17 protein-coding genes are annotated in these 18,910 nt (G+C 33.1%); 10 read left to right on the top strand and 7 right to left on the bottom strand.

Going from position 1 to position 18,910, the window contains the following annotated elements; all coding sequences use genetic code 11:
• Positions 1-256: 256 nt before the first annotated feature.
• On the bottom strand, positions 257-1,117 hold the full coding sequence (locus BWZ20_RS02135) for a hypothetical protein (protein WP_076615602.1): 861 nt from the start codon (positions 1,115-1,117) through the stop codon (positions 257-259).
• Positions 1,117-1,914, bottom strand: coding sequence for a HipA family kinase (locus BWZ20_RS02140; protein ID WP_076615605.1), 798 nt, complete (start codon positions 1,912-1,914; stop codon positions 1,117-1,119). The genes BWZ20_RS02135 and BWZ20_RS02140 overlap by 1 nt, the downstream gene beginning before the upstream one ends.
• A gap of 169 nt (positions 1,915-2,083) precedes the next feature.
• Between BWZ20_RS02140 and BWZ20_RS02145 the strand changes: the two genes are divergently transcribed.
• Positions 2,084-2,854, top strand: coding sequence for a TIGR02757 family protein (locus tag BWZ20_RS02145; protein WP_076615607.1), 771 nt, complete (start codon positions 2,084-2,086; stop codon positions 2,852-2,854).
• Positions 2,855-3,123: 269 nt separating this feature from the next.
• Here BWZ20_RS02145 and BWZ20_RS02150 read toward each other — a convergent pair whose 3' ends face one another.
• The gene (locus BWZ20_RS02150) at positions 3,124-5,016 is read right to left on the bottom strand and encodes a peptidase M61 (RefSeq protein ID WP_076615609.1); all 1,893 of its coding nucleotides are present in this window, start codon (positions 5,014-5,016) and stop codon (positions 3,124-3,126) included.
• 173 nt (positions 5,017-5,189) lie between these two features.
• Here BWZ20_RS02150 and BWZ20_RS02155 point away from each other — a divergent pair, with 173 nt between their 5' ends.
• From BWZ20_RS02155 to BWZ20_RS02175, 5 genes are all read left to right on the top strand, one after another.
• Positions 5,190-6,197, top strand: a complete 1,008-nt coding sequence (locus tag BWZ20_RS02155) for a glycosyltransferase family 2 protein (protein ID WP_076615612.1) — start codon at positions 5,190-5,192, stop codon at positions 6,195-6,197.
• Positions 6,198-6,270: 73 nt separating this feature from the next.
• Positions 6,271-8,196 carry a BatA domain-containing protein gene (locus BWZ20_RS02160; protein ID WP_076615614.1) on the top strand — a complete coding sequence of 642 codons (1,926 nt, stop codon included), beginning with the start codon at positions 6,271-6,273 and terminating at the stop codon, positions 8,194-8,196.
• Positions 8,193-9,446 (top strand): dihydroorotase, encoded by a 1,254-nt coding sequence (locus BWZ20_RS02165; protein ID WP_076615617.1) that lies wholly within the window; start codon positions 8,193-8,195, stop codon positions 9,444-9,446. Before BWZ20_RS02160 ends, BWZ20_RS02165 begins: the two co-directional genes overlap by 4 nt.
• On the top strand, positions 9,446-9,772 hold the full coding sequence (locus tag BWZ20_RS02170) for a hypothetical protein (protein ID WP_076615620.1): 327 nt from the start codon (positions 9,446-9,448) through the stop codon (positions 9,770-9,772). The genes BWZ20_RS02165 and BWZ20_RS02170 overlap by 1 nt, the downstream gene beginning before the upstream one ends.
• Before the next feature lie 9 nt (positions 9,773-9,781).
• Positions 9,782-10,429, top strand: a complete 648-nt coding sequence (locus BWZ20_RS02175) for an alpha/beta hydrolase (RefSeq protein ID WP_076615621.1) — start codon at positions 9,782-9,784, stop codon at positions 10,427-10,429.
• Here the strand turns inward: BWZ20_RS02175 and BWZ20_RS02180 are convergent.
• Entirely contained in the window at positions 10,426-10,932 is a 507-nt protein-coding gene (locus BWZ20_RS02180; RefSeq protein WP_232217130.1) for a hydrolase, read from the bottom strand. The two genes, BWZ20_RS02175 and BWZ20_RS02180, sit on opposite strands and share 4 nt — an antisense overlap.
• Positions 10,933-10,941: 9 nt before the next feature.
• Entirely contained in the window at positions 10,942-11,703 is a 762-nt protein-coding gene (locus tag BWZ20_RS02185) for an MBL fold metallo-hydrolase (protein ID WP_076615624.1), read from the bottom strand.
• Between the two features lie 92 nt (positions 11,704-11,795).
• Here BWZ20_RS02185 and BWZ20_RS02190 point away from each other — a divergent pair, with 92 nt between their 5' ends.
• A complete protein-coding gene (locus tag BWZ20_RS02190; RefSeq protein WP_076615626.1) occupies positions 11,796-13,247 on the top strand; it encodes a nicotinate-nucleotide adenylyltransferase in 1,452 nt (483 codons plus the stop codon).
• Between the two features lie 76 nt (positions 13,248-13,323).
• On the opposite strand, the gene bcp is transcribed toward BWZ20_RS02190, so the two are convergent.
• Positions 13,324-13,779 (bottom strand): thioredoxin-dependent thiol peroxidase, encoded by a 456-nt coding sequence (gene bcp / locus BWZ20_RS02195; RefSeq protein ID WP_076615628.1) that lies wholly within the window; start codon positions 13,777-13,779, stop codon positions 13,324-13,326.
• A 36-nt stretch (positions 13,780-13,815) separates the two neighbouring features.
• Between bcp and BWZ20_RS02200 the strand changes: the two genes are divergently transcribed.
• Positions 13,816-14,472: an endonuclease III domain-containing protein gene (locus BWZ20_RS02200; RefSeq protein ID WP_076615631.1), complete on the top strand. Its 657-nt coding sequence runs from the start codon at positions 13,816-13,818 to the stop codon at positions 14,470-14,472.
• A 48-nt stretch (positions 14,473-14,520) separates the two neighbouring features.
• Complete coding sequence (locus tag BWZ20_RS02205; RefSeq protein WP_157358298.1) at positions 14,521-15,072, top strand: hypothetical protein; 552 nt, start codon at positions 14,521-14,523, stop codon at positions 15,070-15,072.
• Between the two features lie 229 nt (positions 15,073-15,301).
• On the opposite strand, the gene BWZ20_RS02210 is transcribed toward BWZ20_RS02205, so the two are convergent.
• Entirely contained in the window at positions 15,302-15,886 is a 585-nt protein-coding gene (locus BWZ20_RS02210; RefSeq protein WP_076615636.1) for an RNA polymerase sigma factor, read from the bottom strand.
• A 230-nt stretch (positions 15,887-16,116) separates the two neighbouring features.
• Here BWZ20_RS02210 and uvrA point away from each other — a divergent pair, with 230 nt between their 5' ends.
• Complete coding sequence (gene uvrA / locus BWZ20_RS02215; RefSeq protein WP_076615637.1) at positions 16,117-18,906, top strand: excinuclease ABC subunit UvrA; 2,790 nt, start codon at positions 16,117-16,119, stop codon at positions 18,904-18,906.
• The last annotated feature ends 4 nt before the right edge of the window (positions 18,907-18,910 follow it).

Below are 18,910 nucleotides of genomic sequence, written 5' to 3' on the forward strand. Positions count from 1 at the left end.
GCACAAGCTGCAGGAATCTTTTTTAATTAAACTCTTCTTCTCTCTTTTTAAGAGATTGCAAATGTAATTAAATAGTGGAATAGTTTTGATTAAAGTTTTTGGGAAATTTAGATGTGGGTTTTGACACACTTTCATTTTCGTGAGGGTAGTAACACAATAAAAAAACATAAAGTCATCCGTAAATCCTAAAACATTCTTAATACAGGTTAACAAATAATCAAATTATTATTGTTAATCACATAAGCTAAGAATGATTCTAACCTTTTGAAATTGATTTAATAAGTCTTTGAGTGTAAGTGTCAATTGAATTCTCCTCAACTAAATTGATCCTATTAAGTTGACTCAGAAGCTTTTTAGAATGGTCATATTCTCTAAATAAATCTTTTTTTGTTGGGACACCTAATAGCAAATCATAGCTTAGGTTCTTTGAAATAGCTACATCTTCTAAATCTACTAAAAGACCATAAGTTAGATGTGCTTTATTAGCCACATATCTTGGCTCAGATAAATCAAAATTTAAGGGCTTAACTAAGTTCAAACTTCCATTCTGCCATGCATACTTAAAATTAAACTCTATACCTGTTTTGTTTTTAACCTTATAGTCTTTGTAGAAATTAGGACTATTACTTTTACCAACTTCATTAACATAATTTTTTACTTTCCGATAAAAAGTTTTTGCTAATTCATACTCCTTATCTTTTTTGACCTGAGACTGTTCAAATAAATAAATATCACTAAGATATTTTAAAATAGCTTTGTTCTCTTTTGAATACTGGAAGTTAAATGTACTATTACTAAATTGTAAAGCACTACCATCATATGGTAAAAAATAATTACTAATAAAAGAATCAAAAGACCTATCAATCTCTAACTTGTAAAAGTTATCAAATTTACTGTTAACTATAGATACTTTAGACTTTATTTCTCTTAAATAATTTTTAACTGTTTTCTCAGGAAAATGTTGGTAAATATTTTTTAAACGAGAAAGCCTGTTGTTGAATATAAAATGAAATCTATCATCATTATCAAAATATATCAATAAACCAACATTTAAACTTTCTCCTAACAATGCAGAATGCTTATATCTCAAAAGGCTGTATGTATATTTATTTTCCATTATGATATCCTGTTGTTTAACAGTCTAACTATTTTAACATTGTTTAACTTTGCCCATTTAAAATAATCCAAACAAGCATTTTTTCCACTATTGTTAATGTTAAATTTATCAAAATTGTCAAATATGTCGTCAAAAATAGTCAAATTTAAATTATCCAGGTGGATTTGAAACTCATCAAAAATCAATTCCGTTTTTTTCATTTTCTTTAAGAACTTCAGAAAAATGTGATTATTGCAATTATAAGTCATAAAGGTATTCCAATAATTGATATTTGAACTTTGTGGATGTGAATAAAAGGGTAACGTTAATTCGTGATCGATTAGAACAAAATCTTCATCATTTACAAGTAAATTAGGCTTATTATGATAACCTCCTCTATCTATATTAAGGATTAAATTGTCAAATGCAAATACATTTTCAATATCATAATCCTGCAAGTAAGTGTTCTTAACTAAAGGATTGAAGATAACAACTCCATCAACTATTTTACTGCAAAATTTATAACCTGAATCCAAGTTTTCAATATACTTTTCATCAAAATAGGATGTCAAATATTTATGATCAAAATTTATTATACCATAATCAGGAACAGGTAAGTCAAATTCTTTAGCTAACTCTAATATCAAAATTTCTTTGGCCACCGCAAAATTTTGAGTGATAGATTTTTTGTTGTATAATTTCAGAACATAAGATGATATATTTGAGTCCTCGTCTTCCGCATCGATAATCAAAGGCCGAGTGCTCCCTCCTATTTGTTCTTTTCTTATTGCTACCAGCTTAAGTTCTTTGATGTTCAATATTTTAGATTTTATCGACGAAATTTAATAATTTTTTTAAACCTAATAAATTTATCCACTACTTATGTTTATTGAACATAATAAATTCAGCAAATTAACTTACCTTAATAATAGAAGTTCCTAAGTATTTTTTACAAAGCCTTATTTTTGCAGTCTAAATCTTAGCTTTTTGAAACTCAAAACATCAGAACTTAAAACCTTTTTAGACGAAAAAGTCCAGCTTTACAATAACCCAAAATTTATTGAGAGTGACCCAATACAAGTGCCGCATCAATTTTCTAAAAAAGAGAATATTGAGATTGCTGGGTTTTTAACTGCTACCATTGCTTGGGGAAATCGTAAAAGTATTATTAACAATGCTAATAAAATGATGGTGCTGTTAGACCATGCACCTTATGAGTTTGTAACACAGCACCAAGACTCAGATTTAGAGGCGTTACAGTCGTTTGTGCACAGAACGTTTAATAGAGAGGATTTTATACAGTTTATAAAAAGTCTGCAACATATCTATAAAGTGCATGATGGTTTAGAAGCTGTTTTTGCAAAACATGCTGAGCCTTATGCTTTACAGCAAAGTATCCACGAGTTTAAAAAACTGTTTTTTGAGATTCCGCATTTAGAGCGTACCAAAAAGCATGTGAGTGATCCTCTTAAAAAGTCTGCTGCCAAACGTATTAATATGTACTTACGCTGGATGGTACGTAACGATAATGCTGGTGTAGACTTTGGTATTTGGGATAGCCTCTCTCCTGCTCAACTTAGTTGTCCGTTGGATGTACACTCTGGTAATGTTGCCAGGAAGTTAGGCTTGCTAAAACGCAAACAGAATGATGCTAAAGCCTTAGCAGAATTGGATGCAAACCTGCGTAAGTTAGACCCTAACGATCCCGTAAAGTATGATTTTGCATTGTTTGGCTTGGGTGTTTTTGAGGGGTTTTAAATTCCTGCGAAGGCAGGAATTTCTTAATTATAAGGCTAAAAGAATTAGATTCTGAAACGAGTTCAGAATGACAAATCACTTTTAAGCAATACCAAACAACGTACTGTCATGCTGAACTTGGTTCAGCATCTTAAAAACACATTCTAGATTCTGAATTACTGAACCAAGTTCAGCTCAGGCAAGTTTAGAATGACAAGACCATAAAAAAAAGGCTTCCAAATTGGAAGCCTTTTTTGGTATTTTGAGATTCCTGCTTTCGCAGGAATTTATTACCCTTTTAACCAAGCTTGTCTTAGCGCTTTTTGTGCTTCAGTAGCATTTTCATCTTCAATTAAAGATTCACTAATTGCTGTGGCTTTACCTAAAGTCCCTTTTAAGACTATAGCTTCGCCATTGCGCTCTAAATCTAGGCTATACTCCATGCCTTCTTGCCAACCAAACATGCCACCAATCACTTGCTGTGCGTTGGCAAGCGTTAATTCTGTTCCGTTTACCTTTTTAATTACATCACCTGGCAGAACACCTTCTGACGACCAGAATGAATTTTTAGCCACCATTGGTGAGAAGAAAATAGTTCCTTTTTCTCTGTCGCCATCAAAAATAATATTTTGTCCGCCCGCAAAAATATAGTTTGTTGGTACTTCGCTCTCGCCCATTGTTAAACCAACCATATTAAAAAAATCATTATAGTTAATTGGTACATCACCCTCAACATGTGTTCTTAAGAACTCGCCGACACTAGGATAGGTCATTTCTGTGATTTCAGCTATTAGGTTATCGTCTTCAAATGGTTTATCCTTACCGTATTTTGCAGATAATTCTTTCATTAAAGACAACATGCTTCTATTGCCATCACTTTCTTTTCGCATTAAAATGTCGATACACATACCAATTAATGCACCTTTCATGTACACATTGTAATAGTTTGAAGCATATGGTTCTTCTAAAACATTTTCACTCATTACAGTAAAGCTCATAGCATCGTCTAAGTTTTTTGATGTATTAATTTTAGACATGATGGTATTATAAAAATCAGCTGGCTCTACCAAACCTTCATACACCTGAAAGTGTTGTGCAAAATACTCAGTTACACCTTCGTACATCCATAAATGTTTAGAGAATGTTGGTTTGTTATAATCGAAATAATGCACATCTTCTGAATGCACAGATAATGGAGTTACAATATGAAAAAACTCGTGTGCTACAACGTCTATAATAGAAGACGCTAAGCCTTCTTTGCTTGAAGACTCGGGCAAAACAACCACTGTAGATGTATGGTGCTCTAAAGCTCCCATCCCTTTTGGTGCAGTGTCAGAGCCATCAGATAAGTATAAGTAAATATCATAACGTGCTGTACTGTTAATATCGCCTAGATAGTTCTTTTGTGCCTGCATCATTTTATAAACCGTTTCCTTTTGGCTTGCCGCAGTATGCACTTTGTTTGGTGAAAATACACTTAGTACAATTTTAATATCACCAACCATAAATTCTTCAACATCCAACTTACCATACATCATTGGGTTGTCTGTAATTTCAAAATAACGTTGTGCAAAATAACTGCTTGTTATAGACGTTCCGTCTGCGCTAGACTTCATGCCTCTGTCTTCTAAAGCTGAGGTTCTTACAAAGGTCGCTGGCGCCGTTACATCTAAAGCATATTGATTGTTTTTTAAAGAATCGAAATAACCAATAAATCCATGAAGATTTAATACATAGTTGTCTTCTTCAATATTTGTTCCTGCTGGTGAGAATGGGTTTTCACCACCTATGCCACCTGTAGATTCAATATCAAAAGTATCATTAACGTAATAGGTTAGTTTATCTAAATTGGTAGCATTTGTTATGGTCCAAGTATTAGTATCTACTTTAGTTACTTCGAGCTCATTCCCATTATAGTCTAAAGCTTTCATACCTTCTATGTACTTTCCAAAATCACTAACAGAATATGTTCCTTGTACTACTCGAGGCAATCTATAAGTTACTGTTTCTGTAGTAAAACGGCCAGGATTTATAGTTACTGGTACTTTATCTTCTACTACTGCTGTTAAATCTAGTGCAGTTTCGATAGGATTATTAACTGCTAAATCATCTGCTTTTGGCTTGGCTGAACCACAACCTACTAACATTACGCTTAAGCCCAAGATGGCTAAATAATTCTTCATGAGTTATTAATTTTTTTTACTCGATAATCGAGGTTAAAATGTCATGAGGCTTGCCTCAAAATTTAAAGTTTGTTTCTTTATTCTTCCCGCGCTTACGCCGAGATAGATTATTTGACGCACAAAACTACAATCTGTTACCACTTTAAGTCTAAAGGTTTTGTTAAATTCGTGGCATGTCGCAGCCATTAGTCAGCATTTTAATTCCCTTTAAAAACACCGAAGCCTTTATTTCTGAATGTATTACGTCTATAATTAACCAAACTTACAGCAATTGGGAAGCTATTTTTGTAAATGATCATTCTGATGATACGTCTTACACTATTGTTGAAAAATTTTTAGAAAATGATGACCGAATTCAACTATATACCAACAAACACGAAGGTATAATTTCTGCGTTGCAAACTGCTTTTAGCAACTGTAAAGGCACTTATATCACCAGAATGGACAGTGATGATATAATGACCAAAAACAGACTTGAAGTAATGCTGAATAGTCTTTTAAAACACGGTAAACATCATCTTGCTGTTGGGCAAGTAAAGTATTTTAGAACTGACGGTATTAGCAATGGTTACGCACGTTACGAACGCTGGCTTAATGAGCTTACCGAAAAAGGCAATAACTATTCAGAAATTTACAAAGAATGTGTAATTCCTTCACCCTGCTGGATGCTACATCGTGATGATTTTGTAGCCTGTGAAGGTTTTGAGCCTAATCGTTATCCTGAAGATTATGATTTAACGTTTCGGTTTTATCGAGCAAAATACAAATGCATTCCTTGCGATAAGTTACTACTCTATTGGCGCGATTACAGTACACGAACGTCCAGAACGCAAGAGCATTATGCTGAAAATTACTTTTTAGACATAAAATTACACTACTTCTTGGAGTTAGATTATAAACCAAAAAGGCCTTTGGTTGTTTGGGGCGCGGGAAAAAAAGGAAAAACTATAGCTAAGCTCTTAATTGAAAATGATATTTCGTTTTACTGGATTTGCAATAACAAAAAGAAAATAGGTAAAAATATTTATGGACAAAAACTACTGAATTTTAAATATTTAGAACAACTCAATCATCCGCAAAGTATTATTACGGTTGCTAATGAAGACGCACAAAAAGACATAAAACAATATTACAAAACGCTAAACATGCAGTCTATGACTGATTATTTTTTCTTTTGTTAAATTTCTCAAAAGCGCATTACACTTATCCTTTTTCATTTTCTATATTTGACAAACTAATAATGCCACAACAGGAATGCAGTTTAAACATCCCGAATTACTTTACGCACTTTTTTTACTGATAATTCCTATACTTATTCACTTATTTCAATTACGTCGTTTTCAGAAAGTTGAATTTACTAATGTTAAGTTCTTAAAAGCTGTAAAACTTCAAACTCGTAAAAGCTCACAGTTAAAAAAGTGGCTAACATTACTTACCCGAATGTTGTTATTGGCTTGTGCCATTATTGCATTTGCCCAACCATTTATACCAAATACTGAAGGTTTTAATGAAACACAAGAAATCGTTGTGTATCTAGACAACTCATACAGTATGCAAGCGACTGGAAAAAACGGAAGTCTGCTAAATGAAGCCATTCAGGATATGATAAACAACTTTCCTGAAGATGAAAAGATAAGTCTGTTTACTAATACGCAAACCTTTAGAAACACAAGTTTAAAGGCGTTAAAAAATGATTTAATTCAATTAGAGCACTCACCTACGCAACTAAATTATGATGCGCTTTTTATTAAAGGAAAAGCATTGTTTTCAAAAGATAAATCCTCTTCCAAAAACCTTATTCTTATTTCAGATTTTCAGCAAAAAGACAATCCTGTTACGTTTGAAACCGACAGTACTATCAACCTAAAGTTAGTTCAACCAAAATCTACATTAGTTTCTAATGTGAGTATAGATAGTGTTTACGTTGCAAATTCTAATGCTGAAACTTTAGACTTAAAAGTAAAACTATCTAATCAAGGTGAAGCTATCGAAAACCTTACAGTCTCTCTATTTAATGATGACGTTTTATTAGCTAAAAATGCTATAGACATAAGCGAAAGTTCCGAAGCTACGTTTTCGGTTTCTAACAATGCAGTAATTAATGGAAAATTAGTTATTGAAGATGCAGGTTTGCAATACGATAATAGCTTTTATTTCAACATCAATGCTAAACCAAAAATTAAGGTCCTTGCCATAAATGAAAATACTGATGATAATTTTTTAAAACGCATCTATACCGATGATGAATTTGAGTATAATTCTTTTAAAGAAAGTAGTCTTAATTTCAATTTAATTCAAGATCAAAATCTAATTGTTTTAAATGAATTAAAGAGCATATCTGATGCTCTAAGAACAGCTCTTATTTCTTTTAGAAATGACGGTGGACACACATTAACAATCCCTTCAAAAGAAATAATATTAAACACTTATAATCAATTATTTAAAACTATTAATATATCTCAATACAATACTCTAAGTAGTCAACAAAAACGTATAACTACGATTAACTATAATCATCCACTTTTAACCAATGCATTTTACTCTAAAGTTAGTAATTTTCAATATCCAAAAGTTGAATCTTCATATAGTTTTTCTTCCAATGCTAATAGTGTATTGTCCTATGAAGATGGCAACGCTTTTTTAGTTGGAAATAATGGTATTTATTCATTTTCGGGTGCCCTAAATGATGAGAATTCAAACTTTAAAAATTCACCTTTAATAGTTCCTGTACTTTATAATTTAGGTAAACAAAGTTTAAAATTGTCGCAACTCTATTATACCATAGGACAACAAAATACAATTGCAATTAATGCAGTTTTAGGACAAGACGATATTTTATCGCTTGGTACTACAGAGAATTCGATAATTCCGTTACAAAAAACTTACAGCAAAATGGTTGAATTAGAAACCCAAGAATATCCTGAAAACGCAGGTATATATGAGGTAAAAAGCAAATCTGAGGTTCTTCAAAACTTAAGTTTTAACTTTAATAGAGACGAAAGTAACTTACACTATCTCGATTTAAAAAACATTACGAAAATTTCGGTAGATGAAAGTTTGGCCTCAACAATAAACACTATAAAAAGTAGCACAAGTATTAATGCACTATGGAAATGGTTTGTTATTTTTGCGCTAGTATTTTTAATAATAGAAATACTTCTACTAAAATACCTTAAATGAACGCACTCATAAAATCTGCTACAATCGTTGATTCTAAAAGTGATTTTCACAACCAAACGGTAGATATTTTAATTGAAAAAGGTCGCATTTCTAAGATTTCCAAACGCATTTCTAATCCTCATAATTACGACGAGATTAAATTAGACAACCTTCATGTCTCACAAGGATGGTTTGACAGTAGCGTATCTTTTGGAGAACCAGGATACGAGGAACGTGAAACCATAGAAAACGGTCTAAAAACTGCTGCTTTATCTGGTTTTACAGCTGTAGCACTTAATGCAAATTCTAACCCGATAATTGATTGTTTTGCTGATATCACTTTAGTAAAGGCTAAGGCTAAAAACAAAGCCACAAGCCTCTATCCTATTGGTGCTCTTACAAAATCGAGTAAAAGTAGCGATTTAGCGGAACTATTTGATATGAAAAATGCCGGCGCAGTTGCATTCTACGATTATCAAAAACCTATTTCTAATCCCAACCTATTAAAAATTGCATTACAATATAGCAGTGCTTTTGATGGTTTGGTGTTATCCTTTCCGCAGGAGTCTAAAATTTCTGGTTTAGGAGTGGTTAATGAACATATTAACAGCACGCGTTTAGGTTTAAAAGGAAATCCTGGTTTGGCTGAAGAATTGCAGATAGCTAGAGATCTATTTCTTTTAGAATACACTGGTGGAAAACTACATATACCAACAATATCTACCGCTAAATCTGTAGAACTTATTAGAGAAGGGAAAGCTAAAAACCTTAACGTTACTTGTAGTGTAGCGATACACAATTTAGTATTAACGGATGATAGCCTAGAAGGATTTGATACAAGGTATAAAGTACTGCCACCATTAAGAACACAAAATGATTGTAATGCTTTAATTGAAGGGTTAAAAGATGGTACAATAGATATGGTTACCACAGACCATAACCCAATTGATATCGAAGATAAAAATGTAGAGTTTGACTATGCCAAATATGGCACTATAGGTTTAGAGTCGGCTTTTGGGGCTTTACAAACCATTTTTACCACAAAGAAAACGATAAGTTTACTAACCCAAGGTAAAGCTAGATTTGGTATTACCGAAACCATCGTAAATACTGGTCAAATAGCAAATTTAAGTTTATTTAACCCAGACGGTAAATATCTATTTAAGAAAGAAAATATTATTTCAAAATCCAAAAACAGTGCTTTCTTAAACAATGAATTAAAAGGTCGCGTCTACGGAATAATTGCAAACAATAAAATTGCTCTTAAATAATGGATAAAGAAGATATAAGAGAAGGTAAGACCTTAGCAACCATAGCACATTTAACACCTATAGGTTTGCTTGTAGCCATTTCTTTGAATTTAGAAAAAAGGAACCCTTACATCTTTTTTCATGCCCGACAAATGATAGGCTTAATTATAATGGTAGCCTTTTCTAATATATGTGAAAAGTATGTTAATTCGTGGTTTGGTACAGCCCTTTGGTTTGTTACCTTTATTTCATGGTTATATTGTTTACTATATGCTCTTAAAGGAGAGTATAAGTTACTACCTGTCTTAGGGCAATACTTTCAGGATTGGTTTAAAAACCTAAAATAAACATTATTAGTGACTACAACCTTACATTACATAAAAAGACCGAGCACTTTAAAAGAAAATGTACCTTTACTCATTATGTGTCATGGTTATGGTAGTGATGAAAACGATTTATTCTCATTTGCTTCAGAATTACCAGAAGAACTCTTTATTATTTCATTAAGAGCACCTTATGCCATGCAGCCTTATGGAAATGCATGGTATGCTATAAATTTTGATGCCGAAAAAGGAAAATGGAGCGATAACGTACAAGCGAGACAATCCGTTGACCTAATAGCACATTTTATTGACTATGCCTGTGACACTTATGCTGTAGACAAGACTAATGTCACCCTTTTGGGGTTTAGTCAAGGCACTATCCTAAGCCTATCGGTGGCTTTAAATTATCCAGAGAAGTTAAAAAATGTGGTGGCGCTTAGTGGCTATCTTAATAAAGATCTTTTACCTTCAAATATTGATAAAAACAAAGTATCTCACTTAAACATATTTTCATCCCATGGTTATGCCGATCAAGTAATACCTGTAGATTGGGCTAGAAAAACACCAGAATATTTAAAGGAGTTAAATATAAACCATATTTATAAAGAGTATCCTGTTGGACATGGTGTAGCTCCTCAGAACTTTTATGATTTTAAAAATTGGTTAACTACTTATATCTAACCTATTTTAGGATACATAAAATACTCTACCAATTTAAATTTAAGATCGTAATTTTCGTCAATTTCGTATTTTACAAAAATCTCTCCCCAATACGCACCATCCGTAAAATTTGCTAAAATCCATTTATGATTTACAATTCTTATTTTGTTTATCAATAATTTAGAATTTGTCATAGAAACAAAGGGTACTATAGGGTGGTCTTCGCCTTCGTAATGATTGGTATCATAAAGCCCTTCTTTAATAGCAACAATCAATTCATCAACATCATAGCCTTGTGCAATAAAATAATCTAACGCATTATCGTTTCCGTCAATGCTAAAGTAACTCAACTCAAAATTCTTATCTTCTAATTCAGTTATTGTTTTTTCTTGAGTTTTTATGGTCGTTTTAAACTGCTTTATGTCTTTTTCGTACTTGTCTAGAATATTTTTAGAGTTCACATATTGAAATATGAATGCTAAGGCTGAAAAAATGAACAAATACATAAAAATTCTACTCTTCATATCTATTTTTTATATTGAGATTTGTAAATTGTCGTATGCCAAAAAAACGTTTTCTGGTAACTTTTGTTGCACCTCATTATGAAAACCCATATGATGGCTTATATGCGTTAAGTAAGCACGTTTTGGGTTAACCTTATTTATAAAACCTAGTGCTTCCTCAAGATTAAAATGAGACATGTGTGGCTCTTCTCTTAGCGCATTTACCACCAAAGTATCTAGGTTTTGTAACTTCTTAATTTCCTTTTCTGCAACAGTTTTCATATCTGTGAGATAGGCAAAATTCTTAAATCGAAAGCCAAACACTTGCAGTTTAAAATGCAGGCCATCTATTGGCACCACTTTTAAATTACCTAATTTAAAAGCTTTATTTTTTATAATATGTTCTTTTACACTCGGTACACCTGGATACTTTGCTTTCGTTGTAAAAATATAATCAAAGCGTTTTTTAAGAGCCTTAAAAACGCGCTTGTGCGCATACAAGTCTATATCACCTTGTTTAAAGAAAAAAGGTCTAATATCATCTAAACCCATAGTATGGTCCGCATGCTCGTGTGTAAAAATAATTCCATCTATTTTAGTAACATTTGCATTGAGCATTTGTTGCCTAAAATCAGGACCGCAATCTATAACATATACATAATCATCCCACTCTATTAAAACCGAAACACGCAAGCGCTTATCTTTAGGGTCTTTACTAAGGCAAACAGGATGTGTACTACCTATAATTGGTATGCCTTGCGAAGTTCCGGTCCCTAAAAATGTAACTTTCAAAATGGTGTTAACTTTGAAACAAAAATAAGGTTATTTTTTTGTTTGCAATACTAAATTAATACCTTTGCGATAACGATGTAATCCCACTATCCATGGAAGAAATAACGTATAAAGGTGACTTTGAAATAGAAAACATTCCTTCTTTAAAAGACAAAGCCTTACGTATAAACCTTAACAAAGACATTTACGGTACTTTTGCAGAAATTGGCGCAGGCCAAGAAACTGTGCGTCAATTCTTTAGAGCAGGTGGTGCCTCTGGTACAATAGCCAAAGCTATGTCTGCTTATGACAAGCATTTTAGTGATGCGATCTATGGCATTGAAGATGATAAGCGCTACGTTACGGAAGCTAGGCTTCGCAAAATGCTAATTCATGAAGTTAATCTTATGGAACAGCGCATACCCAGAGACGATAATCCAAACAAGATTTTTTTCTCCTACGCCAATACAGTTGCTACCATAGATTTTGCAAAAAAATACAAGGGACATGGTTGGGTTGGTATTAAATTTCAGGTAGAACCCGAAGGAGAATACAATGAGATTGTGCTGCACATTCGTTTTAAAGAAAATGATGCTAGATTACAGCAAGAAACACTAGGTAAATTAGGAACTAACTTAATTTATGGTGCATTTTACAAATACAATCAACCCAAAAAACTATTGCGCTATTTGTATGATCATCTAGATAAAGATCAGTTAGAAATTGATACTATCAATTTTTCAGGACCAGTTTTTAAGGATGTAGATAACCGCTTAATGAGTTTACAACTGGTAAAAAACGGAATGACGGATGCCGTAATGTTTGCACCAGACGGAAACAACGTATTACCAGCACGTGTACTTTACAAAAAAAATATCTTAGCGCTAAGAGGTAGCTTTAGACCAGTTACTAAGGTTAATATGGATATGTATGAGAAATCATACGAAATGTTTATAAAAGAAAATAAAGTAGAAAAAGAGAATACCCAGGTTATATTTGAAATCACACTCTCTAACCTAAGAGCCGAAGGGGAAATTGACGAGCAAGACTTTATGGACAGAGCGCGATTACTTTGTTCTCTAGGACAAACGGTTTTAATATCTAATTTCCAAGAATATTATAAGCTAGTAGAATATTTCTCGCAATACACCAAAAACAGAATGGGACTTACAATGGGTGTAAGTAACCTAGTAGATATATTTGATGAAAAATATTATCGTCACTTAAGCGGTGGAATACTCGAAGCTTTTGGAAAACTATTCTACAAGGACTTAAGAGTATACCTATACCCAATGCAAAACGATGATGGCAGCCTTACTACAAGTGAAAACCTTAAAGTTCATCCTCGTATGAAAGAGCTCTACAAGTTCTTTAAATATAACGGAAAAGTAGTAGATATTACAGATTACGACTCATCTAACCTAACTGTATTTTCTAGGACAGTACTTAAAAAGATAGCAAATGGTGATAACGACTGGGAAGAAATGTTACCAGAAGGTGTAGCAAAATTAATTAAAGAAAAAAGTTTATTTGGCTGCGAATCTCAAGAAGTGATGCACAAATAAAACTTTATAAAAAAGCGACCTTTCGGTTACTATGCATAGTAGACGAAAGGTCGCTTTTTTTATTTATAATTTAGAGCTAATCATTTAAAATTTGAGCTGTATGCTCTTTAGTCTTTACCTTCGTTATTACGTCTTCTAAAATACCTTTTTCATCAATTACAAACGTGGTTCTGTGAATGCCATCGTACTCTTTGCCCATAAACTTTTTTGGTCCCCAAACGCCAAAAGCCTCAATAACAGCTTTGTCTTCATCCGCTAATAAAGGATACTGAAAACCGTACTTATTCTTAAAATTAGATTGGCGTTTGGCACTATCTGCACTTACACCCAAGATTTCATAACCTTGAGATTTAAAACGCTCATAATTATCGTTAAGATTACAAGCTTCAGCAGTACAGCCTGGAGTACTTGCTTTTGGGTAGAAAAAAACAACTAATTTTTTACCTTTGTAATCTTCTAGTGAGATTGTATTTCCATCTTGGTCTTTTGCCGAAAAATTTGGTGCCTTGTCACCTGTTTTTAAATGCGTCATAATTGCTTAAATTTGTTTTATGTAAAAATACAATGAATGACTAAGCAAGAAAAGGTTGATTTTGTTATAAATACGTTAAATGAACTCTACCCAGAAATACCCATTCCATTAGATCATAAAGATCCTTACACTTTATTAATAGCAGTGTTAATGTCTGCACAAAGTACAGATGTACGTGTTAATCAAATTACACCACTTTTGTTTGAACGAGCAGACAATCCATACGATATGATAAAGTTGAGTGTAGAAGAAATACGAGAGATTATAAAACCTGTTGGTTTATCTCCCATGAAAAGTAAAGGTATTTATGGTTTGTCTAAAATTCTTATTAATAAACATAATGGCCAAGTCCCAAAAACCTATGAAGCGCTTGAGGCGTTGCCTGCAGTTGGCCATAAAACCGCAGCTGTTGTGTTGTCGCAAGCTTTTGGTATACCTGCGTTTCCGGTAGATACGCATATTCATCGGTTAATGTACCGTTGGAATTTAACCAATGGCAAAAACGTGGTACAAACCGAAAAGGATGCAAAACGATTATTTCCTAAAGAATTATGGAACGACCTCCATCTTCAAATTATTTGGTATGGTAGAGAATATTCTCCTGCTCGCGGTTGGGATTTAGAAAAGGATATCATCACAAAAACCATTGGTAGAAAATCGGTTTTGAACGATTACTACAAAAAAAAGAAATAGTTTTAAGTTGGTATAATTGTTGATGCCGTTTCTAGAAACTATCAGTCAATGAAAAAGGCGCTAATAATCTTCATATCATTACTATTGTCATCCTGTATACCTTATAAAATTGCGCCTAAGTTTAAGAATAAGGATTATAAGGTTATGAAAGCCAAAAAGTTTCAAAGAAAACTCGCTAGAGAAACTTCGTTCATTTTTAAAGATCCTAAAGACGCTTATGAGTTTTATAATTATATAAATACAAAATATAGTCTAGACCATAATAACGTTGGGCTAAACTCACCTATTACAATTAATGATAAAACATACTTCTTTACTTATCATGAAGTTGAACGAACAGACCAAACCGCTAATATTGGCTTGGTAGTTACAGATTTAGTTTTAGATGAAAAACTAGGAATCACAGCTTTTGAAAACAATTATTCTAGCAGAAAAGGACATTGGTACATAGTTATCACAGTTTATGACGAAGAATTAAAAAACTGTCTATTAGACAAACATCCTAACAAAACAGAAGTGCTGCAACACTTAAAAAATATGCAACAAGAGTATCTAAAAACTCACAACTACGAAGAGTTATTATTTACAAAAAAATCCTGATTTTTTAATCAGGATTTCTTCCAACTTAATTCTGAAGTGCTTCAAACTTCAATCTATTATAATGTATAACACTTAAAGCCTTTGAGTAATTCAAAAGAAAACTTATTGTTTCGTCTTTTGGTTCTAGGTTACTGTTTTTTTTTGGGGAAGCGTTAAAGTAAAGGTTTGCCATATTACCAAAATTAGGATTATTATATGGCTAAAACGCAACTTAAAACACTTTATTGTATTAATTTGTTAAAACAATATTATTTTGCTCAATAACTTTGCGCATATTTATAAGTGCATAGCGCATTCTTCCCAATGCAGTATTAATACTTACGCCTGTACGCTCCGATATTTCCTTAAAGCTCATGTCTTGATACATACGCATTAATAACACTTGCTTTTGGTCTTCTGGTAACTCTTCTATTACACGTCTTACATCATTTTCTACTTGGTCTTTAATCATACTTTTTTCTGCGTTAAGACTAGAGTCGCTCAGTACAGAAAAAATACTAAACTCACCTGCATTGTCAAACTTAGGCATACGATTATTTTTTCTAAAATGATCTATTACAAGATTGTGAGCAATTCGCATTACCCACGGTAAAAATTTTCCTTCTTCATTGTATTTTCCGCGTTTTAAAGTTCTTATGACTTTGATAAAGGTATCCTGAAAAATGTCTTCAGTAATATCTCTATCGTAAACTTTAGAATAAATAAAACTGTAGATTTTCTGCTTGTGCCTTTCTATCAATACCGAAAGTGCACTTTCGTCTCCTCTAATGTAGTTGCTAACCAACTCTGCGTCTTGGATAAGTTCTCTTTTCATAATATTACTCTTTTTGGTCAGAAGCTTAGCTTCTGTACAAGGGGTTAAATTTTTTAAAGTAATATTATGCTATACGCAGATTATTTTGATGTTTATGCGGTAAATATAACAACAATCATTCCGAAAAAACAAAATTTCCCACCAAATTTTAACATTTTATCTAGCAATAACGCATTTTATCAGCTTAAATAGATAACGTATCTTTGCAAAATTATATGCTCAATAATCCTATGAACACTACTGTTTTAGATGTTAACCCAAAAGAAAATATCATTATAAAAGGTGCAAAACTACACAACCTTAAAAGTATTGATGTTGTCATTCCCAGAAATAAATTGGTCGTAATTACTGGACTATCAGGATCTGGTAAATCCAGCTTAGCTTTCGACACTTTGTATGCTGAAGGCCAGCGTCGTTACGTAGAAAGTTTATCGAGTTATGCACGCCAGTTTTTAGGTCGATTAAACAAACCAAAAGTAGATTATATTAAAGGTATAGCTCCTGCCATTGCCATTGAGCAAAAGGTAAATTCTACCAATCCACGTTCAACAGTTGGTACAACTACAGAAATCTACGATTATTTAAAGTTGTTGTTTGCTAGGATTGGTAAAACCTACTCACCTATTTCTGGTAATGAAGTTAAAAAACATACTGTCACAGATGTTATAGAGTTTATAAAAACGTATGAAGAACGTGCTAAGCTACTTCTGCTCTCTCCCATTATTTTAGAAGAAGGCAGAACTGTTGAAAACAAACTTCAAACTTTACTACAGCAAGGTTATGCAAGAATAAAGCACAAAGACGATGTGCTTAGAATTGATGACGCGTTAAAACAAAACATATCATCTACAAAAGACCTTTATCTTGTAGTAGACAGAATTGTTTACAAGGATGATGAAGATTTTTTGAATAGATTAGCGGATGCCATAGATACTGCGTTTTTTGAAGGTGTAGGCACTTGCATAATAGAGTCCTTATCAGATAACAAGCATACTGTTTTTAACAATAAGTTTGAATTAGATGGCGTGACATTTTTAGAACCCAATGTGCATCTATTTAGTTTTAATAATCCTTATGGAGCATGCCCAAAATGCGAAGGTTATGGTGATGTTATAGGCTTAGATGAAGATTTGGTGATACCCAATACAGCGCTTTCAATTTATGAAAATGCTATTTTTCCTTGGCGAGGAGAAAGCATGAGTTGGTACAGAGATCAGTTGGTGAATAACTCGCATAAATTCGATTTTCCAATACACAAACCTTATTTTGAACTCAGTGACGCCCAAAAAGATTTAATCTGGAAAGGCAACAAATACTTTGAAGGTTTAGACAGCTTCTTTGCAGAGCTAGAATCAAAAGCTTATAAAATTCAGAATCGTGTAATGCTATCGCGTTACAGAGGAAAAACAAAATGTAACGTTTGTAAAGGTAAGCGCTTACGCGAGGAAGCAAACTTTGTAAAAATTAATGGAGCAACCATTACCGATCTAGTAGACTTACCACTAAATGAATTAACCATATTCTTTAAGAATTTAAAGTTAAACGAATACCAAGAAAAAATTGCAAAACGTCTACTAACTGAAATTAACACACGTTTAGAGTTTTTAAACAATGTTGGCTTAAGTTACTTAACCCTAAACCGAAGATCTAACACCTTATCTGGTGGAGAAAGTCAGCGCATTAACCTGGCAACTTCTTTAGGAAGTAGCCTTGTAGGATCAATGTACATACTCGATGAGCCTAGTATTGGCTTACACCCAAAAGATACCGAACGCTTAATCAATGTTTTAAAAGCCTTGCGCAATCTTGGTAATACCGTAATTGTGGTAGAACACGATGAGGACATTATGAAAGCTGCTGACGAAATCATTGACATTGGCCCTGAAGCAGGAACGTTTGGTGGAGAAGTAGTAGCTACAGGAACGTTTAAAGACATCTTAAATTCGGACTCATTAACAGCGCAATATCTCAATGGACAGTTGGCAATAAAAGTTCCTGAAAAGCGTAAAACATCTAAGTATCATATAGATATTATCGGTGCCAGAGAGAATAACTTAAAAAACATTGATGTAACCTTTCCTTTAGAAATGCTCACAGTTATTACAGGTGTTTCGGGTAGTGGTAAAAGTACGTTGGCAAAGAAAATTCTGTTTCCTTCAATACAAAAGAAACTCACAGGCTTTAGTGATAAAGCTGGTCAGTTTAGTGAAATGAAAGGAAATTTTAGCAACATAAAGCATGTAGAATTTGTTGACCAAAACCCTATTGGTCGCTCGTCGCGATCTAATCCTGTAACTTACGTTAAGGCTTATGACGATATTAGGGCACTATACGCGTCACAAAAGCTAAGCAAAATAAGAAATTACAAAGCCAAGCATTTTAGTTTTAATGTTGATGGTGGACGTTGTGAAACCTGTAAAGGTGAAGGTGAAGTGACCATTGAAATGCAGTTTATGGCAGATGTGCACCTTACGTGTGATACTTGTGGTGGTAAACGTTTTAAGAAAGAAGTGTTAGAAGTTCAGTTTGAAGGAAAATCAATAGATGATATCTTAAATATGACTATTGATGATGCTATTGCGTTTTTTCAGGCGCACAATGAAACTAAAGTACAAGGAAAGCTACAACCATTGCAAGATGTTGGTTTAGGCTATGTTACCTTAGGTCAGTCCTCTTCTACCCTTTCTGGTGGTGAGGCACAGCGTATAAAATTAGCAACCTTTTTAGGAAAAGGCAGCAAAAGTGATAACGCATTATTCATTTTTGATGAGCCTACCACAGGATTGCACTTTCATGATATCCAGAAGTTACTAAAATCTTTTAGAGCACTGATTGCTAAAGGCCATTCTATAATAGTAATTGAGCATAATATAGACTTGATAAAATGTGCAGACCATATCATAGATTTAGGTCCAGAAGGTGGAAAACAAGGTGGTAATTTGGTAGCCTTTGGTACTCCAGAAGAAATTGTTGCAAATAAAAATTCGGTTACAGGTAAGTATTTACGTGAAAAAATCTAGTCCC

The sequence above is a fragment of the Winogradskyella sp. J14-2 genome (assembly GCF_001971725.1).
GTDB lineage: Bacteria > Bacteroidota > Bacteroidia > Flavobacteriales > Flavobacteriaceae > Winogradskyella.